We start from the raw sequence: 19,949 nt of genomic DNA, 5'->3' as shown, positions 1-19,949 counted from the left end.
TAGTCAGATCAACTGAAACATTTATGCTTTAAATACTAATCTAGTGGGTCAAACGAACCACCAGCCCATCCAATGGTTGGAAGAATTTTATTACCAAAACTCACAAAATCATTATGGAAGGTGTAGAAGTAATGAAATTCAGGAATATTATATGGCAAGTATGTTGTGTTTGTTATAACAACATTTTTAAAATACTTGGTATAAACTGCTTTATCATTAATATTTAAAGTTTCTCTAAATGCAGTTGTACCGCCAGGAACTGTTGGATCTTCTAACACTTTTTTATCTTTTTGGTCTGATCCTACCGGAGGGTTCACTAACTGGACTTCCAATTTAGACATGTTCCCGGTTAACAAATGCATGGTGCGGGATCTTCTCAAATCTGAATTACGTTTGTTCTCGAAAGCGAATTCAATTTGTCTTTCGTTAAGAATTAAGTTACGCAACTGTGGCGTGCTTCCAGCCAAAGCGAGTCCGTAATCTGCATCACCTGCCACTACTCCAGCTCTTATACGAATTTGTCTCACTAAATCTTTTGCACCTGCAATATTTCCGGTTTCATTCAAACAATCGGCATAATTTAACATTACCTCTGCAAATCTCAATTCAATCCAATCCATACCACTTCCGCCACCAACAGAGCTATTGTAAGCAGAAGCACTTGCGGTTAAAGCTGGTGTAGAGAAGCGCTTTACATATACCGCAACTCCACTGCTTTCCCCAACGGCCAGGTTGTAAGTCCACTGTTTTCTATTCGCGTTCCCGCTTAAAGGATATGCCGATCCGTTTGTAGCAAAAGTAGCTTCAAATCTCGGGTCTCTATTTTGCCAGAACATGGTTGCATCATAAGGAAAAGCTGTTGAGGTATTTAATGGTTTTCCATCTTTCATTGGGTAGGCATCCAACATTTTTGTAGTTGGCATAAAGTATGTATTTGGAAAGCCGGTACTTCCACCTTCTGAAGTTGGTCTAACCCGCTGTTCAGTTCCATTCCCTCTGTTAGGTACTGTATTTGAATAAGTTCTAACAAGAATGGCTTCAGTGTTAGGTGTGCCTTCTACCCGGAAAATATCTAAATAATTTGGCATTAATTTTTTTCCTGCCGAAACGCACATATCATAAGCTTCTTTATTAGCAGCTAAAGCATCAGTCCATCTTGATGCCTGGTAAGGATGTTTTGCATCATTTAGCGGATTAAATTGTGGACTAGCCCAATAGAATAACACTTTTGCTTTTAAACAGGTGGCAATCAGTTTAGTGATCTTACCTCTTCCGTCAGCGTCGCCTGGCGCAAAACCATCTAACAAGACAATGGCGTTATTTAAATCGCTCAATATTGCTGCAAAACACTCTCTAGCCGGCCTTCTACCTTCATCATAAACAGTGTCAGCTCCCTGCGGTGTTAATGGAAGTGGAACACCACCATAAACTTTAACCAATTCGAAATAAGTTATCGCTCTTAACGCATAATACTGTCCAAGCAATTCATTTTTCTTTTGGGTTAGCATGGTACTGTTCGGAAGATTGGCAATGGCATCATTACATCTCGCAATATCCCAGTACTTATTCTGGCCTGGATTACCGCCGTAAGTATTACCAGTATACCTCACATCGTTATTGCCCAAAACACCCTGCAGGCCAAGTGCCATTTTTGCATTAGCATCTCCGTCCGGAAAATAATTTTCATCACTGGCATAGTGAACACCATAACGATCAGGAGTGAGTTGTAAGGGAAACTGATACATGGCTACATCGTACACCCTGTTAAGGTGTAGTTGTACAGAACCCTCATTATCCCATATGGCCTGATCGATACCGCCTGTATCTGGCAATAAGAAAAACTCATCTTTATTTACACAAGCGGGCAAAAGTGCAGCTAAAGTTAAAATAGCTACTGCTTTTTTTATATTGTTTTTTATTTGACTAATCATTGCTCAAAAAATTATAGGTTAACACTTAATCCTAAAGATATCGTCCTCAACATTGGATAATCCCATGCACTTGAGGTGTATGGATCTTTATAAGGCAGCGGATTTACAATGGTCCAAAGATTATTTCCGGTTAGTAGGATACGGGCTCCGCCGATCCCTAATTTATTTGCAAAAGCAGTAGGTGCTTTATAACTCAATGTCATGGTATTGATCCGGATCATTGTTCCGTCAACTGCCCAAAAATCAGAGTTTATTCCTAACGAAGGATCATCAAACCTAGGATATTTACCTTCCATTGGGTTTTCTAATGTCCAGCGATCTGTCCAGATAGACAAGGTATTTCTGGTTTTTGACGGTGCTGTTCTTGCCCTGCTATCGTAGAAAATTTTACCGCCAAATCTTGCATTAATATTCGTGTTTAAACTGAAGTTTTTGTATGTCAGGTTTAATGAAATACCAGAAGAAAAGAAGGCATTGGTATTGTTGTACAAAGGCGCTAAATCGCTGTCAGAGATTACTCCATCAGCATTGGTATCTTCATAATACAACCACCCAGCTTGCGGGATTTTATCGTAAATCCTATAATTAGGGTATTTCGCCATCCAGGCATCAACTTCTCCCTGCGTTCTGAACATGCCCAGGTTGGTTAAACCATAATTGCTGGTATTGTACTTGCGTGGGTCTGTACCGAACAATTGTAAGTTAGGAAAAGTATTGTTGATTAAGTTACCTGGCGTATAGAGGATCCTGTCTGTAACCGAGTTACCATAAGAGAAGTTCATGCTTGCACTAAGATTCCAGTCTGTTGCAAGTTTCGCTTTATAGCCAATGCTAAATTCAGAACCCCAGTTATAAAGCTGTCTGTAGTTTAATACTGGTGCCTGTGTACCGAAATATTGTGGATATTGATTATTTGCACCCAGTTCGAAACCATCATAGGTATAGTTTTGGAAGGCTTCGATACTAATATCTAATTTATTGTTAAACATTGAAGTTTCTAAACCCACGTTGATGGTTCTTTTCTTCTCCCAGGTGATTTCAGGATTAGCCAGACGGGAACGGTTTAAACTATTCCCGTTTGAAGTTCCATAAATATATCCATTGGTTACGTCAATCTGGAATCTATCCTGCCATAATCGAACCCCAACGCGGTCATCACCTGTAATACCCACATTTGCTTTTAATTTCAGGAAATTAATGAAACTAAGCGCATTGCTGTTTTTAAAGAACTTTTCCTGACTCACTACCCATCCAATTCCAATATTTGGCGATACCCCCCAACGATTTCCTAAAGCGAAGTTAGATGATGCATCAATACGGGCAATACCCTCAATCAGGTATCTCTTATCAAAATCATAACTAAAGCGGGCAAAACCAGAGCGTTTGGAAACCGCTGTTTGATCTAAATTTGATGCGACTAAAGTATTGATATCATAAGCAAAAAATTGATCTACACCAGGTATTAATTGATTTGAATAACGAACGGTTGAATTTTGTGTATTGCCCTCACTTTGCTCGGCACCAGCTAAAACACTAAAAGTGTGTTTCGCAATAGTTTTATTGTATTGCAGTGTTAGAAAAAACTGATAGCTATTGTTATCCGTTAAACCAGGCGTGAAAGTAGAGCTTACTGCACTGGTTGGCTGAAAAGTAGGTGAAGTAGCAGTAGGTAACTGATTGGTGAACAATTCCTGGTTATTCCCTCTTTTTACAAAATTGTACAGCGTAAAAGGTGGTACATATTGCGTATTCTTCGAAGATCCACTTGATTGCGAAACCTGCCCGCGAATAACAAGTCCTTTCAGGAAGGTTGGTTCGTAAGTTAATGAGGCGTTAATACGATATGACTTATTTGAACCATTATTGTAATAACCAGATTCAGAAATGGCTAATGGATTTATATTAGCAGAATTTACTCCGTTAACATTATAATTAACAAATTTTCCATCGATGCTAATTGGAACCCATCTTGGAACTGTGATCAGTCTTTCAAAAAAGGCAGCATCATTATCCTGGGCATTATGATGTAGTTCTTTCGTGCCATAATCAACGTTAAAATTCACATCCGCTTTTAAACCGTTTGCAACAGTTGCTACTACACCACTTCTGAATGAATATTTGTTAAATTTCATTCCTGCATAATTTCCATTTTCACCCTGGTAACTTCCACCTGCGAAAAAGGTAATTTTATCACTGCCACCAGAAATACCGATATTATGCCTTTGTGTGGTAGCCGCCTGCCATACTTCATCATACCAGCTTTTATAATCCAGCGTTTTGATATACTCTAAATCTTCCGGAGCGAAGTAATCCGATGCAGGAGCACCCTGAGAACGGAAGGTATCATTTAATAATAAGGCATGCTCATATCCAGATAACATTTTTGGCACCTTGATCGCATCTGAAATGCCCAGATAACCATTGTAAGTGATGCTTGGCTTGCCAATTCTGCCTTTTTTTGTCGTAACCAAAATAACCCCTTTAGCACCGGCAGCACCATAAATTGCAGCAGAAGCATCCTTTAAGAAGGTTAAATTCTCAATCATAGAAGCATCTATATTATCGAAAGCTTCTCTTGTTACGGTAATATTATCTACAACATAAAGCGGCTCATCGGTGGTACCCGCCGCGGCAGTTGTCGTGGTAGAATTTCTAATGTTTAACGTAATTGGCGAACCTGGTCGACCTGACGATTGACTCACACCAACGCCAGCTACCCTATTCCGCAATGCGCCTGCTAAGTTAGGTGCAGGAACATCTTGAATTTCAGCACCACTAATGGTTGCTACCGCACCAAGGATTTCTGATTTTTTCTTGGTTCCGTAACCAATCACCACCACAGCATCTTCATCTAAATTCTGACTATCTTCGGCAAAGCTTACGGTTAAATTTGTTTTTCCGGCTAAAGGAATGGTCTGTCTGATATAGCCAATGAAGGAAAAAACCAGTACATCAGTTGAAGGATCAGCGATCAATGCAAACTCCCCTTTATCGTTGGTGCTTACATTATTGGTTTTACCACGTATCCCAACAGTTACACCGGGAAGGGGCTGCCCGTCTTTTTTGTCGACCACTTTACCGGTGATCTGCTTTTGTTGGGCAAAAACAGCGGTACATGTGATTAGCATGAGCACTAAAACCCATGAGGTTTTTCGTAAAAATTTTGAGTTCATATTCGTTATTTGGTTAGTTTTTTACTAATACATCTAATCTGAATTAATCAGGCCTCGTGCACGATTAATTTCATTTAGCATATATAAGCTGTAATCGCAATTGCTTTATACAGTTTATCAATAGTGTTTCCGGTTAAGGATGGGTTTGTTTTTTGTTTGCTTTTTACAGCTTGCTAGTTAGGCAAAAGAATTAGATAGCGTTAACTTAAAAATCTATCTCACCTTAATTGTCTTTGTGGCGACTCATATTTCTCTTTTTTTTGATTAAAAATTATTGGTTAGAAAGTATATTTTAACTTTGCAATGGTGAAATAAAATCCATATTTCAAGCTGAATTCAAACAGTTATTGTATCATCTTATCAAGACAAAAATAACCATCTCGGTATAAGCTATTTAGTAATTTTATTCATACTACAATATAAGTATAAATTCATATATAAATGAAATATTCTTGAATAAAAAAAGTAAAAAAAATAATGGAGCGTTTAAACACGCTCCATCAGCATCACTAATTTGCTTGTGCTTTTGCTTTTCTGCGCTTCTCCCACTCTATTCCTTCCTGCTTTAAATCGTATCCGGCAGCCGACAGGTAATTGTTTATTCTGCCTTTATACTTACCAAACCAGGCGTGTTTTTTATCTGATGATTCTGCGTCCATGGCATGCTCCCTTGCTTCGGTTAACCAGATCAGGATTTGTTTTTTCTGGTCTTCCGTTAAAGTTAAAATCTGTTCCTGATAGGCTTTATAAGTAATCGGCAGTACATTGTAGGTCATGCCGTTTTTCACTAAATCAACCTGCTCATTAGTCAGTTGTGCCGAAAGTTTGCTTATGTATTTTTTATGGAGTTTAGCCAGCGAAGCTTCTACAAGCCGGGCATCTTTAGCAAGTGCCGAATCTCGCACAACTTTATTGTCTTTATTTGTCTCTTTAATGGCTTTAACACGGGCATCGCGTGCAGCATAGATATCATTTAAATTGCTGTACTGATCCCTGATGATGACCGTTGTCTTTTCTGTTTTCTTCGCATCGCTAATGCCCAGATTGGCCACAATTTTAGCTGAGCGCTCCGTAATCATTTTAGTATAAGCTTCCTTATCGGCAACTGCATTGTTCTGGGCAAAAATTGCGGTAACACTTAAGCAGGTTAACAGCAAAGCTAAAATTGATGATTTCATGTTTTTATTATTTTAAATTGAATTTCTTTTTTTTGTCAGGTTTACATCTCCACAGAAATGTACTTTTAAACCGAGCTCATCTAAGGCAGCGGCTTTAATCCGGCAAGCTTCGTGTGCTCCTGCTTCGTAGTTGGTATAAACCACCTGAATGTGGTTGGCTTTATGCCTGGCCATTAACTGATCGCGGCTAACTCCTTTTAAAATGGCATGCATAATTGGCCATTCCGGAGTGGTGCCCTCCCACCTCCTTTTGGTTTCGGCTTCAGGTAAAGCTACCACTTCTCCAACACCTAAATCGCAATGTATTTCATTATCCATTATATATACACGGCTCCATACAATAAAGCCAGGTTTACTAATGCCTTTTAACGATCCCCCGCCTAAACGGAAATACATGGCAGGCTGCCTGTCGCTGCTTGCTCCGGCATAACCATCAATAAAATGTGCAGGTGGTGCTGCTCCGGAGATTAAAAATAGCCAAACAAAACCATCTACCTCTTCATTTTTGTAATATTCGCCCCAACGGATATCGTGAAGTGTGTTTTCTCCGGTCATTCCTAATTCTTTCCAAAGATTATAGGTTATCAGCGCATCTAAACCGGCGCATTCATCTACTTCGTTAAAATGCGGTAAAGCCCGTTTGGCATAAAGTTCTTTACCGTCAACAGAAAATACGGGCGGGCGGTCTTCGTTATTTAATAAACCCTCTACTAAATCGCTGGCGACAGTTAAATCTTTTAATCCCTGCTGATATTGAATCCCAATGGTATCGCAGCTAAAATCATCAGCTATCCTTAAGGCCGCAATATACATTTTGCATTGTTCAAGGGTTTGCCTTTTTGTTAGCTGGTTTTCTTCATCAGTTCCCCAGTTGAAAGTCATTCCTTTTTGTAAAAGCCAGTCTAAAACGGCTTCAGCTTCGGCTTGCTTAACCTGTAGCATACCAGCATATAATGCCGATTGACTCAATCGTTCTTTAAAAAAACCGGTTTTGTGCAAGAGCTCGTCGGGAATGATAGCATTGTACATACCCATGCAACCCTCATCAAACACGCCCATAATCACTTTTCGCTCTTTTAAACTTTTCGCAAAGGTTCTTCCTATCTTATCATCGCTCAATGGAATTTTACTGAGTGCAAAACTCTTTACATGCCCCTGATCGTAACTGATTTTACCCGTTGATAACCACTGTTGAAGTCCCTCTGTAAAAAAATCATCCGTAAAATCTTCGCTCCATAAAGTGCTGTAAGGAATAGACGCTTTGGTTAAACAACCATTCAGGTTTAACATACCTACCAAACCAGGCCATTGACCGCTCCAGTTGGCTACTGTTAATATCGGTCCGCGATGCGTGCTAAGCCCTGCTAATACGTGATGAGAGTATTGCCAAACACTTTCTGCAACAATTAAAGGCTGGTCGGGATTAATATTTCTAAAGATATCCATTCCCATTCTTTGCGAATCGATAAAGCCATGTTTTTTTGTTGAATGATAAGGATGGGCGCGTTTAACTTTACAGCCAAATTGTTCGATAGCCAAAGTTAATTTTCGCTCCATTTCAACTTGGGCAGCCCAGCAGTTTTGATTCGCCGAAAGCCGTAAATCGCCACTCGAAACCAGTAGAATTTCTCCTTGTTTGCCTTGTCTCATAATTTATTAATAAACAAATAATTTATATAAAAATAATTTGTTAGCTTATATTTGGGTTATGCCTTTACGGCTATATACAAAACTCAACAATGAAAAACACTATTTTCTGATGGTTTTTATCAAATTAATATAGGATGTTATCATTAAACTCGTTAACTTTAGCACGCTGTGGTACCATTTGCAAAATATGATAACACAGTCCTAACCAAATATTTATCAGTAACATGAAACCTCATTTTCATAAAGTTCCGATTACTTTACAAAGTTCCTTTAGTATCCGTCATGATATTAAACCTGATTTTGGGAATATCTGGCATTACCATCCCGAGCTGGAATTGCATTATGTAATCAAGGGTGAAGGCGTTCGTTTTATCGGTGATAACATCAGTAATTTTGTACCAGATGAGATGGTACTTTTAGGAGAGAACTTACCACATACCTGGCGTTGTAAGGATGAATATTTTCAAAACAACCCCGATCTTACCACCGAAGCCATGGTGATTCATTTCCTGCCCGATTGCCTGGGGAAATATATGCTTACTTTACCCGAAGCTTATTTAATACCTAAATTATTTGAAAAGGCTAAAAGCGGTATGGTAATTAAGGGAAAAGCTAAAGATAAACTGGTTGATTTAATGCGGGCAGCGGTTGATGCTACAAATCTGGACAGGATTATTATTCTGCTTTCTATTTTAAAAACACTAGCCGAAACAGATGAATATTCGACTATTGTAACCAGTAAAAATACATTCTACCAAAGCAACGAGTCTGAAACACTGCGCATTAATAAAATCTGTAATTACACCTTGAGTAATTATAAAAAGGATATCACACTGGAAGAAGTGGCATCGCTGAGTAATTTAAGCGTGACTTCTTTCTGCAGGTATTTTAAGCTGATGACAAAGAAAACCTTTTATGATTTTCTGATTGAAATTCGGGTAAGTCATGCTTGTCGTTTTTTAATTGAAAACAAGCTGCCTACCGAAATGATCTGTTTCGATTGTGGTTTTAATAATGTATCTAATTTCTACCGGCACTTTAAAAAAGTTACAGGGATGACGCCTTTAGACTATAAAAGGAAGTATTTGAATTAGATTTTCATAGTGATCGTCATGCTGAATTTATTTCAGCATCTATACTGCAATACATTACAGATCCTCAAAATTACTGGCAAAATAGATCCTGAAACAAGTTCAGGATGACGAAATGAACATAATTTATCGTCATCTCGACTGTAGCGCAGTCCCGAAGTTTTCGGGAGAGAGATCTATTTACAAAGATTTCTCCACTTCGGTCGAAATGACGATTACGCCACTATATAAATACCTTAATATTCAAATTATTGCGCAGCGAAGTATAATCATCAAACAAAGTTTCTACTTTTTTAACTACACTTGGCGTAAAGGAACCTACATTTCGGCGCGTAAAGGTCGAAATATTAAGACCACGTTTTTGCAGGAAATATTTCGATACTACCGGATAAACATTATGCATCACATCCATATTATCGATTAAAAACTGCTGTACCACCTCTACTTCATCTTTAAAAGTTTCGTCGTTATAATGGTCGCAAAGCCAGACAATCAGTTCTGGAAAATAATTTCCCTGAATGCAGGATAAACCTGAAGCTCCGGCTTTTAACGATTCTACCGCATGTACGATATAGGCATCGTAAAGCCCAAAAGTCTTGCCTGCTGTTAGTTTAAGTTTTTCTTTAATCTGACCAAGGTCAAGGCAGGTATCTTTGTGGTAAATTACGCGATCAGTAGCCACAAAACCGGCTAATTGTTGCGGTTTTAACACTCTTTTATAGGGAACCGGACATTCATAAAATCCAAGGGGAATTTTATCCGTTTGATGAAGCAGATCAAAAACACGATCATTAAAAACCTCATCCGATTCACTTTCATCAGCTAACAAACTGGTAATGGCAATCACAGCCTCTACCCCTGCATCGCTCACTTCTTTTACAAAATCGGCTTGTTTACTTATTTCCCCGCCAAATGTTCCGGTAGCCACTACAGGCACTGCCCCATCTACCACTTTTATCACATGTTTAATGGCCTGAATCCGCTCTTTACCACTCAATTCGAACATTTCGCTCGACAAACAATTGGCAAATAAACCCGATGATCCTGCCTGTAAATAAATCTCAGTAAGCTGTGTAAGTGCGGGATAATCTATATTTCCGTTGCTTAAAAAAGGCGTAAGCATAACCGGGATGAACCCTTTTTGTGAGTTTTCCATTATAATCTGATATGGTAAATTGTTCTTTATAGTGCCTGAAAAAACCAGAAGGGTTTAATTGGCTGTTTTAGTCTTTTTGTTTTTAATTTTCGTCAGGAAAAGTCCTGCTAAAAAAATAGTTAAAGTGCCGATCACAATAATCATATTTTTATGCAATGGATTTCTAAAAACTTCATATTCTGGAGGAAGAAGCGAAGAAAATGTCATCCATATGATTACGGCAATGCCGATTATTGTTGCGGTGATGGCTTCGTGGTTTTTAGTTTGCCTACTGATGATACCCAGAAGAAATAAACCCAGCATTCCTGCTGCAAAAATCCCTGATAATTCCCACCAAACATCTAAAATACTTTTTACGCCAATCATGGCTATGCCAGCAATCATACCCAGTAAACCAAAGCCAACGGTGGCTAAATGTAACAGTGATAAATTTTGTTTTTCGGTTACGCCCGGTTTAAAATACCGTTTATAAATATCAACCGAAAACACTGTTGCTGAGGCGTTCATCCCCGAACTGATGGTACTCATGGCCGCTGATAAAATGGCTGATACAATTAATCCAACCAAACCGATTGGAATTTTAGTGACCATAAAATGCGGCATAATTTTATCCCCATAATCTGCCGGCTGTAAGGCATTTTGCACTTTTAATATTTCTGCAGCTGAGGCATGTAAGGGCAAACGCTCCAGCGCTACCTGATGTTTGATCGACTGCACCAGGTCCGGATTAATTTCGTAATAAGCATACAAGCAAGATCCTATAATAAAAAAGAGCAATGATGCCGGAATATATAACCACACGCACAACCAGATTGATTTTGAAGCTGCCTTACTTGAGGATGCCGTATGGTAACGCTGGATATAATTCTGGTCCATCCCAAAATTGTTCAGGTTGATGAAAAATCCATAGAGCAAGACCACCCAAAAAGATGATCCCACAAAATCCAGCTTAAAACTACCTAAACTAAATTTATTAGCGGATTGCCCGATCTCCACAATTTTCGAAACCCCTCCCGGCATATTCGAAATAATTAAATACAGAATAAGCAAAGCGCCAAAAGTTTTTACGACAGCCTGTACCACCTCCGTCCATATTACCGCTTCAATTCCTCCTAAAACGGTATAAATGATAATACATATGCCCATTACGATCATAATCATCTGCATCGAATAGCCGGTAAGTGCTTGTAAACTCAGGGCAATTCCAAAAAATATCGATCCCATCCTGGCCAGTTGCGTTAACAGGAAACATACTACTGCATATACCCTTGCCCATGCGCCAAAACGTTTTTCTAAATGGGTATAGGCCGATATTTCTCCCGTATTCCGGTAAAAAGGAACAAAGTATTTGGAAGCGATCCAGGCTGCCAAAGGCATCGAAATGCTGAATACAAATGCATTCCAATTGCTCCCGAAAGCCTTGCCCGGCACGCCTAAAAAAGTATTACTGCTTAAAAAGGTTGCATAAATAGATAAACCTATTGCCCATCCGGGAATCAGGCCCGAAGCTTTTGTAAATTGCTCGGAATTTTTATTTTTCCTCGAAAAATAAACCCCAACTAATATCATTCCAACAAGATAAATGAAGATTATTGCAAGATCGACTACAGGAAGTCCTTTCATTCTTTGTTGGCTCGTTTATTAATTTGGTTAAAACAAATATGCATGACTAAATATCAACATTAATATAAGATTTTGGCCACATATTGTACCATCTTATCTTATTGAACATCTAAAGCATCAACTGCAAGGCCTTTAGCATCAGCAGCAATCAATCTGAGGTGATAAGTTCCGGCATTAATCATACTTCCGGTATTGGTGCTCAGGTAGTTCCATTTACCCGCTTTGGTTGGTGCAAATTCAACACTTTCTGTTTTCATCACGGTTCCATCTGCTGAGGAGAATTCCAGTTTTCCTTTTAAAAGCTGCTCCGTTGGATTATGGTATTTGATGGTTAACGAATAGGTATCGGCCACGCCCACTGAAATTTTCCAGCTTAAACTACCTTGATTAGCAGCATTAAAAACAACACGCTGTTTATCCATCAATACGGCTTTTATCACTTCTTTACCGGTCACAATGCCATCAGTCGCTTTATAGGAAGTCGTCGTTTTTAAATCGTATGCGGGTTGTAAATGCGTAACAGGCAATACAAAAACACTGGCTGTTCTGTTATCGAAGATAATCCTTTCGTTAGGCAGGAGTCTTTTCCGATAGAGATTAAAGCTTTCATCCCTACTGTTTTTTATTGAGGTCCTGGTGTCTTCGAATCCCTGGGGAATGCTGCTGTTTATCGTCAAAGCAATAAATGCGTCGACACTATCTGTAGCGGTGAATTCGATACTTTCCTGCGCCCGTGATGCTTTTAACCATTCTGCACCATATAAATTAGAAGGCAGATCGGTAAAGGTCGAATTTTCATTTTTAAACTGTTCATCCCCAATATCGAGCCAGCTGTTTAGTTCGGCATTTTTAATTTTGGTTAAAAGCGATTGACTAGGCGGTGCAGCTTGAATATCTGGATTTAAACTGGCAATGGCAATAGCTGAAATCACCGCCTGACCTGCCTTTACTTCCGGGAAGTTAATATCCAAAAAGCCACCTTTAACCGTCGTTTTGATTGTTTTCTTCAACAGAGAGTTGCTTCCGGCTTCCTTCCAGATGTCTAAATCTTTAATTACAGTTTTACCGTTAAAGGCCACATCAAATAAACGCATGGCTTTGGCATCAAAACCTCCGTCTATACCCAACCAGGGTTCTATAAAATAAAGTTCGACCAGGTATTCTCCGTCAGGCAGCGGGAAATGATATTTCAACTGATCTCTGCCATATCTGAAAGTCTGAAAAAGCTTCCAGTCTTTGGTGCCGGAAATGGGTTGAAAGGTGCGGCGTTGACTGGCAAAAAAAGCAGGAATATCCTTAAAATCTGTTGTCCATGAGGTAGAGCCAAAATTACGCTGCGAAGATAAATTCCTATCAGCCGACCATTTACGCCCGTTGGCATCTGTATAATCGCCACCGCCACAGTTTACGAGGTACACATCATTATAGCCCTGAGCGGGAGTTGTTAATTGTTTATCCTTAATTAAAACATTAAAGTTTGGGCTTTCAGGCAAATTCTGTAATACCACTTGATCTTTGGCCACAGCTTTCCCATTTGCATAACCCACGGCATACAATACATTATATTGGATATCTGGTTTGTTCCACTGGAAATGTGTGCCAATAACATCACGTTTCCTTCGGCCTAAAGACTGGCCGTTTACATCGTTAAAAAGCTCTACTTCATCACAATTGGAATACACCACCACACTGTCTTTAATGCCGGGTTTCGTCCAGCGGTTTGGCCAGGTATGCGAAACAATGTACACCATAGGTTCAGTTTGTTTCGGTGCATAATTTGCCCTGAACATATAAAATACATCTGTAGGTTCTTCCCAGGGCGTAAACATGCCTTTGTAATTTACAGGGCCTACCCGATCGAGATCTCTCAATCCTTCTCCTCCCTGCACCCTTCCCGGATTATCATGTGAACTGTATAGCCAGAAAAAGTGACCTGCGGTTTTATTCTTTACCGATTCCGCCAGGCGCACCTTAGTTTCCATTAAATCGGTCATTTTGTTCTCCGTGTAACCTTTACCATTTGCATCTGTGTGATGAAGATCGATGGTTCTCCATGCACCATATTCGCCAACCAAAACCTGGCGCTGTAAATCTTCGCCATAAGTTAAAGGATTACCGCCATAGGTACCGGTCCAGTTTTGGGGAACATCCCAATCCGTGCCTTTTCCGCCATTACAGGTGGTTACTTTTCTTTGTGATGAAGCTGTAGGATCTAATTTCCGAATCAGCTCGGTACATTCCTTCGCGAAATCTTCAGGTAAAGTACTTTCGTTTTCTAAACCCCATAATACCACCGCCGGACTGTTTCTGCGTTCTTTTACCCAGTCTGTTAGAAGTGATTTAAAATTCTTCCGGAATTCCGGCGTATCGTACCAGATATGTGCAGCCATCTGCGTCCAGCATAAAATACCTTCCTTATCCCAATAAGCAGTATACAATAAATTGTGTGGTTGGTGTGCATCCCGGAAGGCATTAAAACCTGCTGCTTTAATTTGTCGAACCCTCGAGCTGATCTGCTCGTTACTAAAAGCGTGGCTCTGACCAATTAGATGCTCATATTCTGCAATCCCGTTAATGAAAACAGGTTTTCCATTTAAAAAAAATTGTTTCTGAGCAGCCTGATCACCAATAGGCCAGCTAATCCAGCGGATACCATATGGCGTTTTCAGTTCATCGACAATTTTCCCCTTCTCTATTACCGTAGTTTGTAAAGTATAGAGATATGGGTTTTCTATCGACCAAAGTTTAGGGTTAGTGATTTTATCAGTCTGCTGATCGATCTGAATTTCTTTACCAGCAGGAACAGTTGTTGTTTTCTTTAATTCTTTAACCGGCTTCCCATTTTGATCTAGTAATCTGTTGATTATGGAAACATTTTTAGGCCTTAAACTATAATTTTTAACTGTGGTACTCAGATTCAAAATCGCAGCCTTTTCTGAAATTTTATTATCGTTCCAAATGTGCACACCAAAAGGTTCAACACGAAGCTCGTTGGTTACCATTAAATGTACGGGACGAAAAATACCCATCGGTTGCGAACCTTCTGAAAAACCTCGTTCGGTTGAACAACCGCCATCAACCCAGGGTAAATCCTGAATATTTGCAGGGTGATCGGCCCGAACAGCCAAAATATTTTCCTGATTGTTCAGTTTAATTGCAGCAGTTACATCTAACGTAAAAGTTGTTCTGCCGCCTGCATGATAGCCAACTTCCTTACCGTTTAACCAAACTGTTGCGTAAGAGCCAACACCTTCAAAGTACAGAAAAAACCGTTTTCCTTGTTTACCTTCAGTGGTTTTAAATGTTTTGCGGTACCAGGCATAACCGTGTTTATTGCCATGGAGTTTCCGTTGGTAACCTTCATACTGATCCCAGTTATGCGGAACATTTACTTTTTTCCAGTCAAGGGTTTTATAGCTGGCTAATTGAAAGCCCTCAAAAGCATTGCTGTTTTTTTCGTCGGCGATACTGAGCCAGTTTGAATTTAATAGAATATCTTTCCTGGTTTGGTTTTGTGCATAGAGCGAACTCACTCCATAAAAATTGATGAAGCATAACAGTAGTAAAAGCAACTGTTTAAATTGAATTCGTTTTGGTTCGTGGCGACACGAACCAAGGCCCATGCAGCAAAAAACATTAAAAAAATTAACTTTTAACAAGTCTCTTCTAAGGGAGATTACTTCCCCGAAAAGTCGGGGCAGGCTGTCGTTCCTTCTCGCAATAACGATTTTGTTGTTCATATTTTATTGCGATTTCAGGGCTCCATTTAAATTATAGCTTTCACCTGCTTTTGTTTCGATATTGATGTTATGGTTTTTGTAACGGATTTTACAAGCCCCACCCACTTTAGATTTTACGGTTAATGAGGTTAGTAATCCCTTATCCCAGTTTAAATCCAGTTCAAAGCCCCCTCTGGCAAGGAGTCCCTTCATTTCACCATAAGGAATAGCTGTTGGCAATGCCGGTAAAATATCCAGATAACCCTGGTGACTTTGCACGATCATTTCGGCAATTCCGGCTGCGCCGCCAAAGTTTCCATCAATCTGGAAAGGTGGATGCGCATCAAAAAGGTTTACATAAGAACCTGCGCCATTATTAGCCGGCTTCATCAGCATTTTCACCAGTTTCATCGCATGATCGCCATCTTTAAATCTTGCCCAGAAATTGATCTTCCAGGCCAGACTCCAGCCGGTAGCATCATCTCCTCGATACAATAAGGACTGTTTTGCGGCTTGCATTATCTTTTCATTGCTATCCCAGGTAATGTCGTTTCCAGGGTAAACACCCCATAAATGCGAAACATGGCGGTGTTTGTTGGTGGTATCGTCTTTATCCTCCAGCCATTCTTGCAACTGACCATATTTACCTATCTGATTTGGTGCCAGCTGTTTGACTTTCTCCGCTAGTGATTTTCTAAAATCTGCATCGATATTAAGTACTTCTGAGGCAGCAATACAATTTTTAAACAGCGACCTGATGATCTGGTGATCCATTGTTGGGCCAGCCACTAAACCACCATTTTCAGGCGAATTGGATGGCGTACTGATTAACCAACCTGTTTTTGGGTCTTTCACCAGAAAATCTTCGAAAAACAAGGCTGCCTGTTTCATTAAAGGATAGGCTTCGGTTTCGAGAAACTTACGATCTTTACTAAATTGGTAATGTTCCCATAAATGCTGACTTAACCAGCCCCCCCCACTTACCCAAATGCCATGATTTGAAGCATTAATTGGCGCTGTTCCATTCCATAAATCGGTGTTGTGGTGTAAAACCCAGCCACGGGCATTGTAATATGCTCTTGCCGTTTCAGCACCGGTTTTAGATAATCCTTTGATTTTGCTAAAAAGTGGTTCGTTTAGTGCCGATAAATTGAGAGTTTCTGTCGGCCAATAATTCATTTCGAGGTTAATATTGGTCGTGTACTTGCTTCCCCATGGCGGAGTTAACAAATCGTTCCAGATTCCCTGCAGGTTAGCCGGTTGTGTACCCGGGCGAGAGCTCGAAATCAACAAATACCTTCCATATTGCATATATAAGGCTGCAAAAGCAGGATCGTTAGCGGTCGCAAATTTTGCTAACCTTTCGTCTGTGGGAAGGTTTTCATTCTCTGAGCGACCAAAATTGACACTAAAAGTGTTGTAATAGCTTTGATATTCTTTAATGTGCTGCTGCCTGATTTCGGCATAAGGTTTACCCTTCAAACCATCTAGCGCTTTAATATTTGCGGTTGCCGGATTTCCCGAAACATCCTGTGCATTGATAAAATTGGTTCCACCTGTTAAATAAAGCGTTACTTCATCGGCCTGACTGATGCTGATTTTACCATTCAGAATCTTTAATGAGCCATTTTTGACAAGCGCGGTTAACCGGCTCTCGCCCTTCAATGCGCCATCCTTAACCTGAACCGTTAATGCAATTACGTTGTTAGCTAAAGCTTTTACCGATGATTTTCGGTGTGGACTGGAAAGTTCGGCATCGAAGCTTATAGCAGCTTTTTGATCAGCCGTTAAATGGATTACTACCGCCTGATTCGGTTGACTTGCAAAATACTCACGCGTATAGTTTACGCCATTTAAAGTATAAGTGGTTTTAGCAATCGCCGTACTGATATCCAAAGACCGTTTGTAATTGGTAACAATCGATTTGGTTTGTTTGAAATACAGATTCAAATCACCAAAAGGCTGATAACTTCCCTGGTATTGCGGAACGGCTGGTGGGTTTTCATCCTGAATTTTATATTTCCATTCTTTAACCAGCGAAACACCCTGTTCCATACTTGCTCCAACGGGATAAATGCCAATCTTTTTTGTGGTGTCTTTATAACCGGCCAATCCACCTTTATCAAAATAATTAAGTACCTGGATGGCAATTACATTTATACCTTTTTTAATCAGTTTGGCAGGTATGGTGTACTTTCTTGGCTCCGTATTATCGGTATTGCCAACCAATTCACCATTTATATAAGTAAAATCCTGATCACGGATGCGGTTAAGATCGAGAACTAGATCTTTTCCTGCCCAGTTTTCGGGTACATCGAAAGTGGTTCTGAACCAAACGGCACCGTCTAAATTGGCTAAACCTACAGTTTCCCATCCTTCGTAAGCAGGTACTTTTATGGTTTTCCAGCTTTTGTCGTCAAAGCTTGCAAGTGCTGGGTTTCCCTGGATACCTTTTCCGGTTTTCATTTCATTTACCCAAACTTTTCTGTCACCCGAACTGCTTTGCAGGCCCATAAAATGTTCTTGAGCCAGGGCTTCAGCGGCGGCCTGTTTTCCTTCAAAAAGTAACTTTCTGATCTCCGGAAGATATTGATAGGCATCTTTCCGGTTATAATCCCTTGGCTTGCCCGTCCATAAGGTTTCCTCGTTAAATTGGATATGATCAACAGCTGTTCCTGCAAAAATCATGGCGCCCAGTCTGCCATTTCCGATGGGCAAGGCATCAGTCCACTTTTCGGCAGCTTTAGTATACCATAAAGTATGGTTGTTTTCTTGTGCAACGCTGCTAAAATGAGCAGTTAATAATAAAAATGATGTACTTAATAAAAGTTTAAACTTCATATTATTGTCCTTTATCTCCCGAAATAATTTCGATGTTACTACTCACTTCCTTCTCTTTTTTAACCGCCTCCTTCACCCGCCTAAAATTATTGTTTCCCAGGAATATATTTTTAGTTTCGGCTCCGTTTAATTTCAAATAAGTAACTGTTTCTTTCGTCGGAAAAGCATTGTACAGAAACAGGTCTGATACATTTGTAAGATCGATTATTGCTGCATTGGCATGAGGTTTATTGCTTTTTAAACCATCAACAATTAAATTATTAACTTTTAAAGCTTTTAATGAGGCTCCTAGTTCTGTATTTACCGTTACATTATGAAACTCAATATTACTGGAATTTTGGATAGAAAAGCCAGTTTTAGCATCCATATTAATGTCGTTGAAGGTAATATTATCGATAGGCATTTCTTCTAAACCGTTTAAATAAGCCGCCTGGTTAACCTGTCCTGTAATGTTGCTGAAATGAATATTTCTAAAAATCGGTGTACGCGCTGAAACGGCTTCGACATTGGTTTTTGCATATTGCATATCCAATACAATAGCCTGATCGGTAATATTTTTCATGATGATGTTACTCACCCTGATATCTTCCACCACACCACCCCTGCCGCGTGCGGTTTTAATACGGATGCCTCGCTCTGTTCCATCGAAAATACAATTGGAAATGGCAATTTTGCGTACATCACCCGACATTTCGCTACCAATCACCACACCGCCATGACCTGATAACATGGTACAATTGGTAATGACATAATTTTCTGCCGGAACAGCCATTTTTCTTCCTGGCGCGTCTTTGCCTGATTTAATGGTGATGCAATCGTCGCCCACGCTGATATGGCAATCTGAAATGTGTACATTTTTGCAAGACTCCGGGTTGATGCCATCCGTATTTGGCGAATGCGGGTTGTTGATGGTAACCGCATGAACCTTAACATTTTCGCAGAATTCAGGATTTACCGTCCAGAAAGGCGAATTACGGATCGTGATCCCATCAATCAACACATTTTTACAAAACATGGGTTGTATAAACGGCGGACGAAGAAAACCTCGTTTCATTTGTTTGGGATCGTCAGGCAAAAGAATATCCTTATTTAAACCGTCAAAAATAGTTTGCCATTTCGATCGGGCCTGCCCTTCTTTATAACCTTCAACAAAATCCCACCATTTCTTGCCATGACCATCAATAAGTCCTCTGCCGATAATCGAGATATTTTCTACTTTATAGGCATAAAACAAGGGTGAAAAACTGGTTACATCAACACCTTCGTAACGACTTTTTACCATCGGCAAATAATCATCAAAATTATCGCTGAAATGTAATTCAGCTCGGGCATCAATTAAGATGGTGATGTTGCTTTTTAAATGTATGGCTCCCGTTAGGTATTTTCCGGCAGGGAAATAAACCGTTCCGCCACCAGCTTTGGATGCTGCATCTATCGCATTTTTGATAGCGGTAGTGGCCAGTTTGCTGCTATCGTTTTTTGCACCATATTTAATTACGTTGTAATACGACTGGGCCTTAGCGGTTATTCCACTACAAATTGCAAGTACAAAAATTAAGGTTTTGAGCATGTATTTCATTTGGTTAT

The 19,949-nt window shown here is 39.8% G+C and carries 10 protein-coding genes; 1 reads left to right on the top strand and 9 read right to left on the bottom strand.

What is annotated here, in order from left to right:
• Nucleotides 1-35 precede the first annotated feature (35 nt).
• From AC04QZ_RS02695 to AC04QZ_RS02680, 4 genes are all read right to left on the bottom strand, one after another.
• The gene (locus tag AC04QZ_RS02695; protein WP_478356470.1) at nucleotides 36-1,931 is read right to left on the bottom strand and encodes a RagB/SusD family nutrient uptake outer membrane protein; all 1,896 of its coding nucleotides are present in this window, start codon (nucleotides 1,929-1,931) and stop codon (nucleotides 36-38) included.
• Nucleotides 1,932-1,942: 11 nt separating this feature from the next.
• Nucleotides 1,943-5,059 carry a SusC/RagA family TonB-linked outer membrane protein gene (locus tag AC04QZ_RS02690; RefSeq protein ID WP_478356469.1) on the bottom strand — a complete coding sequence of 1,039 codons (3,117 nt, stop codon included), beginning with the start codon at nucleotides 5,057-5,059 and terminating at the stop codon, nucleotides 1,943-1,945.
• Nucleotides 5,060-5,613: 554 nt separating this feature from the next.
• A complete protein-coding gene (locus tag AC04QZ_RS02685; RefSeq protein ID WP_478356468.1) occupies nucleotides 5,614-6,282 on the bottom strand; it encodes a DUF3826 domain-containing protein in 669 nt (222 codons plus the stop codon).
• 12 nt (nucleotides 6,283-6,294) lie between these two features.
• A complete protein-coding gene (locus tag AC04QZ_RS02680; protein WP_478356467.1) occupies nucleotides 6,295-7,932 on the bottom strand; it encodes a fucose isomerase in 1,638 nt (545 codons plus the stop codon).
• Nucleotides 7,933-8,156: 224 nt separating this feature from the next.
• Here AC04QZ_RS02680 and AC04QZ_RS02675 point away from each other — a divergent pair, with 224 nt between their 5' ends.
• Entirely contained in the window at nucleotides 8,157-9,026 is an 870-nt protein-coding gene (locus AC04QZ_RS02675; protein ID WP_025143623.1) for an AraC family transcriptional regulator, read from the top strand.
• A gap of 220 nt (nucleotides 9,027-9,246) precedes the next feature.
• Here the strand turns inward: AC04QZ_RS02675 and AC04QZ_RS02670 are convergent, their stop codons facing one another.
• From AC04QZ_RS02670 to AC04QZ_RS02650, 5 genes are all read right to left on the bottom strand, one after another.
• On the bottom strand, nucleotides 9,247-10,179 hold the full coding sequence (locus tag AC04QZ_RS02670; RefSeq protein ID WP_478356466.1) for a dihydrodipicolinate synthase family protein: 933 nt from the start codon (nucleotides 10,177-10,179) through the stop codon (nucleotides 9,247-9,249).
• Nucleotides 10,180-10,233: 54 nt separating this feature from the next.
• The gene (locus tag AC04QZ_RS02665) at nucleotides 10,234-11,802 is read right to left on the bottom strand and encodes a sodium:solute symporter family protein (RefSeq protein WP_478356465.1); all 1,569 of its coding nucleotides are present in this window, start codon (nucleotides 11,800-11,802) and stop codon (nucleotides 10,234-10,236) included.
• Nucleotides 11,803-11,900: 98 nt separating this feature from the next.
• Nucleotides 11,901-15,374 (bottom strand): malectin domain-containing carbohydrate-binding protein, encoded by a 3,474-nt coding sequence (locus tag AC04QZ_RS02660; protein ID WP_478356464.1) that lies wholly within the window; start codon nucleotides 15,372-15,374, stop codon nucleotides 11,901-11,903.
• A 171-nt stretch (nucleotides 15,375-15,545) separates the two neighbouring features.
• Entirely contained in the window at nucleotides 15,546-18,362 is a 2,817-nt protein-coding gene (locus AC04QZ_RS02655) for a glycoside hydrolase family 95 protein (protein ID WP_478356463.1), read from the bottom strand.
• A gap of 1 nt (nucleotide 18,363) precedes the next feature.
• Nucleotides 18,364-19,941 carry a glycoside hydrolase family 28 protein gene (locus AC04QZ_RS02650; protein ID WP_478356462.1) on the bottom strand — a complete coding sequence of 526 codons (1,578 nt, stop codon included), beginning with the start codon at nucleotides 19,939-19,941 and terminating at the stop codon, nucleotides 18,364-18,366.
• Nucleotides 19,942-19,949 lie beyond the last annotated feature (8 nt).

The sequence above is a fragment of the Pedobacter folensis genome, assembly GCF_056490665.1.
Note: the sequence above shows the minus strand (reverse complement) of the source record. Positions and strands in the feature narration are given on the sequence as shown.